The organism is Aminobacter sp. P4_H6_2 (assembly GCF_056400805.1).
In genome coordinates this window covers 1-6711 of record NZ_JBFUKO010000299.1, presented here as the reverse complement: position 1 = coordinate 6711, position 6711 = coordinate 1, and the positions used below count along the sequence as shown (strand labels likewise).

Sequence of the window (6711 nt, the reverse complement as noted above, 5' to 3'; positions counted from 1 at the left end):
TGATATGGAGCGCAGCCGCGCCGACGAGGAACGTTCCTCGTCGCGCAAGTCGCAGGTCGGTTCGGGCGATCGCTCAGAACGCATCCGCACCTACAATTTCCCGCAAGGGCGCCTGACCGACCACCGCATCAACCTGACGCTCTACAAGCTCGACCGGGTGATGATGGGCGAACTCGACGAAGTCATCAACGCGCTGATCTCCGATCATCAGTCCAAGCTCCTGGCTGACATGGGCTCGGATGGCTAAGCGCCCACTCGGCGAACTCCTGCGCCACGCACGCCAGCGGCTGGCCGGCGCGGGCATAACCGACGCGGCCTTTGATTCACGGCTGATCGTCGAACATTTTTCCGGCACGACGCGCACCGATGCGATTTCGTCGCCCGACAGGCTCGTCGGGCAGGTGGCTGAGATCGAAGCAGCGCTCGACCGCCGTATATCAGGCGAACCCGTCCACCGCATCTTGGGCTACCGCGAATTCTACGGCATGCGCCTCAACCTCTCCGCCGAGACGCTGGAGCCGCGCCCCGACACCGAAACGCTGGTCGATGCGGTCTTGCCCTTCGTCCGCGAGACTGTGGCGCGCGCGGGCATCTGCCGCATTCTCGATCTCGGTACCGGCACCGGTGCGATTGCGCTGGCGCTGGTCACCCAGGAGCCGAAAGCCGTGGCGATCGGTGTCGACGTTTCCGACGATGCGCTGGCAACCGCGGCGGCCAATGCCGCCCAGCTCGGCGTTTCCGCGCGCTTTTCAGCAAAAAAATCCGACTGGTTTGCTGAGATTCATGGTCTTCACCATTTAATAGTCTCAAATCCTCCCTATATAGCTTCACTAGAGATCGAGGATTTGCAGAACGAGGTTCGCAATTTTGATCCGCGCCGCGCGCTCGACGGCGGCCCGGACGGTCTTGAGCCATACAGAACGATCGCGTCGGGTGCTGCGCGCCATCTTGAGAAAGATGGCCTTGTCGGGCTCGAAATCGGGCACGACCAGCGGCGCGACGTGACTGAGATATTCGAGCAGGCCGGTTACATTTTGTTCGCCCAGCACAAGGACTTGGGTGGCAACGACCGGGTGCTCGTATTCCGGCGCTGACCATGGCCTTTCGGCACCGCAAAAAACCGCTTGGCAAGGAAAGTGAATGCCGCTAGGTTCCGGCAACCGGATGAGACGAAGCAGGCAGTGCTGTTAACGATTCGGTTTCCTTCGAAACTAGCTGCCTTCTTGCGTAGACGACGCTCTAGCTTCGTGCGGGGATCGTCCGGCAAGTGACATGAAACCGAAACAGGATGGCATGTGGCGCCGACGCAAGAATGTTGCGGGCGATCACCGGCGGAAAGTTACGAAACGGCAGGCCGCCTAAGTGCCCCCGTTCGGGTTATACTTCAACACAAAGAGAATCTGATGAGGCCACAACAGCAGAATAGGCGCATGCGCGGTCGTAACAACAATAACAACAATAACAACAGTAACAACAGTAACGGCAACAACAGCAACCGCAAGGGTCCCAACCCGCTTACGCGCAACTATGAGAGCAACGGTCCTGATGTAAAGATCCGTGGCTCCGCGCAGCAGATCGCCGAAAAATACACCACTCTGGCGCGAGACGCGCACAGCTCCGGCGACCGGGTGATGGCCGAAAACTATCTCCAGCATGCAGAGCATTATAACCGCATCATTGCCGCCGCCATGGCGCAGATGCCGATCCAGCAGCAGCAACAGAGCCGCGACGAGTTCGATTCCGACATGGATGACGAGCGCGACGACGATATGGGCGGCAACAACTTTGCCGAGGCTCCGGCCCAGCAGGTTCATGTTCAGCCGCAGCCGGTTGTCAACGGCACCGGCCCGCAGCCTGATATCGAAGGCACACCAGCCGAGGTCGCCCTCAATCCGGAAGCTGCCGGCGAAGTCCAGCCGCGTGAAGGCCGCCGCGAGCGCCGTCCCCGTAATGAGGGCCGTCGTCCCGAACGTCGCCAGCCCGACCAGCAGGTAGAGCCCCAGCAGGCTGAAGTTGAAGCCGTGCAGGTTCAGGCAGCGCCAATCGAGGCACCGCAGGCTGAAGCTGCGCCGGTGGTCGAGGCACAGGCGGTTGTAGCAGCCGAAGGCGAAGTGGAAGTTCCACGTCGCAGCCGCCGTCCGCGCCGTGGCGAACGCGCCCGCGCCGAAGGCGAAGCTGCGGCAGAGGGCGAAGYGCCCGCTGCCGACACCGGACTTGCCGCCGTCGAGAGCTGAAGCTTGGCCGGGTAACCGGAACATCGTGAAATCGTCAAAACGGCGGGGGAGAAATTCCTCGCCGTTTTTGTTTTTTGACTTCGATCAATGCACCTTGAGGGATATCGTCCTACTCACCATATCACGCTCAGTTGGGTCCGGCCCTTTTGGGCGGATCCGTCACCTTGAGCCTAACCGGTGCCGCAAAGCGGGCCGGGTACGGAATGGAGACATAGAATGAATCTTGAGAAATACTCCGAGCGCGTCCGCGGCTTTATCCAGTCCGCCCAGACGATGGCGCTTTCGCGCAACCACCAGCAGTTCACCCCCGAACATATCCTCAAAGTCCTTGTCGATGACGACGAAGGCCTTGCCGCTTCGCTGATCGAACGCGCCGGCGGCCGTGCCAACGACGCCAAGCTTGGCGTCGAGGCAGCGCTCGATGCGTTGCCGAAGGTCGAGGGCGGCAACGGCCAGCTCTATATGGCCCAGCCGCTCGCCAAGGTGTTTTCGACAGCAGAGGACCTTGCCAAGAAGGCCGGCGACAGCTTTGTCACCGTCGAACGTCTACTGACCGCGCTCGCCGTCGAGAAGTCGGCCAAGACCTCCGAGATACTCGCCAAGGCGGGCGTCACCGCGCAGGCGCTCAATGCCGCGATCAATGAAATCCGCAAGGGCCGTACCGCCGACTCGGCAACTGCCGAGCAGGGATACGATGCCTTGAAGAAATACGCCCGCGACCTGACGGCGGATGCCCGTGCCGGCAAGCTCGATCCGGTCATCGGCCGCGACGACGAGATCCGCCGCACCATCCAGGTCCTGTCGCGCCGGACCAAGAACAATCCGGTGCTGATCGGCGAGCCGGGCGTCGGCAAGACCGCCATCGCCGAGGGCCTTGCTTCGCGCATCGTCAATGGCGACGTGCCGGAATCGCTGAAGGACAAGCAGTTGATGGCGCTCGACATGGGCGCGCTGATTGCTGGCGCGAAGTATCGCGGCGAGTTCGAGGAGCGGCTGAAGGCCGTGCTTTCGGAAGTCACCGCGGCTGCCGGTGGCATCATCCTGTTCATCGACGAGATGCACACGCTGGTCGGCGCTGGCAAGGCTGATGGCGCGATGGACGCGTCCAATCTTCTGAAGCCCGCACTTGCGCGCGGCGAGCTGCATTGCGTTGGCGCCACCACGCTTGAAGAATATCGCAAGCATGTCGAAAAGGATGCCGCCCTTGCCCGCCGCTTCCAGCCGGTCTTCGTTTCGGAGCCGACGGTCGAGGACACCATCTCGATCCTGCGCGGGCTGAAGGAGAAATACGAACAGCACCACAAGGTCCGCATTTCAGATTCTGCGCTGGTTGCAGCCGCCACGATGTCCAACCGCTACATCACCGACCGGTTCCTGCCCGACAAGGCGATCGACCTGATCGACGAGGCAGGCTCGCGGCTGCGCATGCAGATCGATTCCAAGCCCGAGGCCCTCGACGAGATCGACCGCCGCATCATGCAGCTGAAGATCGAGCGCGAAGCGCTCAAGATCGAGAAGGATGACGCCTCCCGCGATCGTCTCGAACGGCTCGAAAAGGAGCTGGCCGGGCTCGAGGAAGAGTCGACCCAGGTGACCAGCCAGTGGATGTCGGAAAAGGAAAAGCTCGGGCTCGCCGCCGACCTCAAGGGCAAGCTCGAAGAAGCGCGCAACGAACTCGCCATCGCCCAGCGCAAGGGCGAGTTCCAGAAGGCGGGTGAGCTTGCCTATGGCCGCATCCCCGAACTCGAAAAGAAGCTCGTCGAGGCCGAAGCACTCGAAGGCCGCGGCACCATGGTCGAAGAGACCGTGACGCCCGAGCATATTGGTCATGTCGTGTCGCGCTGGACGGGTATTCCGGTCGACAAGATGCTGGCAGGCGAGCGCGAGAAGCTGTTGCGCATGGAAGACGAGATCGGCGTTCGCGTCGTCGGCCAAGGCGAAGCCGTGCAGGCCGTTTCCAAGGCGGTGCGGCGCGCACGTGCTGGGCTGCAGGATCCGAACCGCCCGATCGGCTCGTTCATGTTCCTGGGACCRACGGGCGTCGGCAAGACCGAGCTTACCAAGGCGCTCGCCGATTATCTGTTCGACGACGAGCATGCGCTGGTGCGCATCGACATGTCCGAGTTCATGGAAAAACACTCCGTGGCCCGGCTGATCGGCGCGCCTCCCGGTTATGTCGGCTACGAGGAAGGCGRCACGCTGACCGAAGCAGTGCGTCGCAGGCCTTACCAGGTGATCCTGTTCGACGAGATCGAAAAGGCGCATCCCGATGTCTTCAACGTGCTGCTTCAGGTGCTCGATGACGGCCGCCTGACCGATGGTCAGGGCCGCACCGTCGACTTCCGCAACACGTTGATCATCATGACCTCCAACCTCGGTGCCGAATATCTGGTGGCACTCGGCGAGGGCGAGGATGTCGACAAGGTCCGCGACGACGTCATGGGCGTGGTAAAGAGCGCGTTCAGGCCCGAGTTCCTGAACCGCGTSGACGAGATCATCCTGTTCCATCGCCTGCGTCGCCAGGACATGGGCAAGATCGTCGAAATCCAGCTCAAGCGGCTCGAAAAGCTGTTGTCCGACCGCAAGATCACGCTGTCGCTCGACAAGGATGCGATCGATTGGCTGGCCAACAAGGGCTACGACCCGGCCTATGGCGCGCGCCCGCTCAAGCGCGTCATGCAAAAGGAGCTGCAGGACCCGCTCGCCGAGAAGATTCTGCTCGGCGAAATCCTCGACGGCTCGACCGTCAAGATCACGGCAGGCTCGGATCGGCTCAACTTCCGCTCCAAGCCGACCGTGGTGACGGAAGCCGCGGCTTAAAGTGTAGCAATACTGGCGGGGCGCAGAATGACCTTGGACGAATACAACGGCTTCTGCGCCTCGCTGCCCCACACCACCCATGTGGTGCAATGGGGCGGCGCTCATGTTTGGAAGGTTGGCGGCAAGGTGTTTGCCATCGGCGGCTTTGGCGGTGGCGAAGCGCTTGCCGTCACCTTCAAGTGCTCCGAGATGGCCTTTGACATCCTCAAGGAGCAGCCCGGGCTCAGGCCCGCGCCTTACCTCGCTTCGCGCGGCATGACATGGATCCAGCGCCAGAACGACGAGAGCATGGATGGGGAAGGTCTCAAGGACTACCTCCGCGAAAGCCATCGTCTTATCGCCGCAAAACTTCCCAAGGCAACGCGCAAGCAGCTTGGCTTGCCCGCATAGAGCATGATCGCGAAAAGTGGGAACCGGTTTTCGAAAAAGATCCTGCTCCACCAAGAAGATAGAGCCCCATTCCGATTCTATCGGAATGGAACAGGCTCTAGAAGTGCCGTCATTTTCATGCCGCGTTCATGTTGGAAGGGTTAGCAGATCGTTATTTGATGACGGTGGATAATCATGATTCCACCGGGATCGCCTTGGGGGCGGTCGAGATTCGGAGAGATTTGGGGACCATGTTGCGCAAGATTATTGTGCTTTCGGCCGTGGCGACCGGGCTGTCGGTGCTTCAGGGGATGGCTGCGGTTGCACCTGTCGAGGGGCGCTTCGAGGCGCGCCGCGTGGCGACAGATCCGCATGCGATCCGCCTGGCGCAGGACACCGACGTCGAGATATTCTACGACGGCCGAGGAAACCGCGTGCTTGTCGATCCCTATACCGGCAAGGTCATTGCCGTGCAGCCGCCGGAGACCCAATACAATCGTCAGGCGCTGCGCCGCGAACTGCGCCGCCAGCAGCTGCAACAGGATTATCGCCAGGGCGACGAGTTGCTCGGCCCGGTGCAGAACGGCGGTTACTCCGACGATGCGCCTGCCATGCCGTCCGAGCCCTTTGGCGGCGGCGACGATTATTACAACAATGATCCCAATGCCTTTCCCGAGGCGCCCGGCCAGCAGCTTGTCGAACGCGAGCCGTTGCCCAACTCGGATGACCAGCTGGCGCTTCCCGAAAACCCGATGCGATCGGGTGGCGGCGCGTCCATAGAGCCGTCCATCGGCGTCAAGGGTCGCGAGGACGTCGCTGGCCTGCAGATCCTGCTCGATCGTGCCGGTGCTTCCCCTGGTGTCATCGACGGACGCTTCGGCTCCAATGTCGACAAGGCGCTCGCAGCCTATAACGAGATGACGGGCACCAGCCTCAAATCGACCGACGCCGCTGGCATCAAGCAGGCGCTGCTTGAGACCGGCGGCGACGCATTCGGCTCCTACACGATCACGCCGGAAGACGCGGCCGGCCCGTATGTCGCGTCGATTCCCACCGACTACAGCGAAAAGGCAATGCTCGAGCGCATGTCCTTCACCTCGGTCACCGAAATGCTGGCCGAGCGTTTCCACATGGACGAGACCTATCTCAAGGCGCTCAATCCGGAGGCCAATTTCAACCGGCCCGGCACCATCGTCAAAGTCGCCAATTTCGGCAAGCTGGTGAACAAGCCRGTCGCGCGCATCGTCGCCGACAAGGGGCTGAAACAGGTCCGCGCCTACAATGAGGC

Annotated in this window: 5 protein-coding genes and 1 pseudogene; all 6 read left to right on the top strand. The window is 61.8% G+C overall.

Annotated features, from left to right (window positions below; translation table 11 throughout):
- Window positions 1–247, top strand: a pseudogene (locus tag AC1DUU_RS19690) (peptide chain release factor 1); the annotation flags it as partial.
- Window positions 240–1094: a peptide chain release factor N(5)-glutamine methyltransferase gene (gene prmC / locus AC1DUU_RS19685; RefSeq protein WP_476785085.1), complete on the top strand. Its 855-nt coding sequence runs from the start codon at window positions 240–242 to the stop codon at window positions 1092–1094. The pseudogene AC1DUU_RS19690 and the gene prmC, both read left to right, overlap by 8 nt.
- Window positions 1095–1403: 309 nt before the next feature.
- The gene (locus AC1DUU_RS19680; protein ID WP_476785086.1) at window positions 1404–2234 is read left to right on the top strand and encodes a DUF4167 domain-containing protein; all 831 of its coding nucleotides are present in this window, start codon (window positions 1404–1406) and stop codon (window positions 2232–2234) included.
- 216 nt (window positions 2235–2450) lie between these two features.
- Window positions 2451–5054, top strand: a complete 2604-nt coding sequence (gene clpB, locus AC1DUU_RS19675) for an ATP-dependent chaperone ClpB (protein ID WP_476785084.1) — start codon at window positions 2451–2453, stop codon at window positions 5052–5054.
- Window positions 5055–5081: 27 nt separating this feature from the next.
- Entirely contained in the window at window positions 5082–5444 is a 363-nt protein-coding gene (locus tag AC1DUU_RS19670) for an MmcQ/YjbR family DNA-binding protein (protein ID WP_476785083.1), read from the top strand.
- Between the two features lie 230 nt (window positions 5445–5674).
- A partial coding sequence (locus AC1DUU_RS19665) for a peptidoglycan-binding domain-containing protein (protein ID WP_476785082.1) occupies window positions 5675–6711 on the top strand: 1037 nt, incomplete at its 3' end.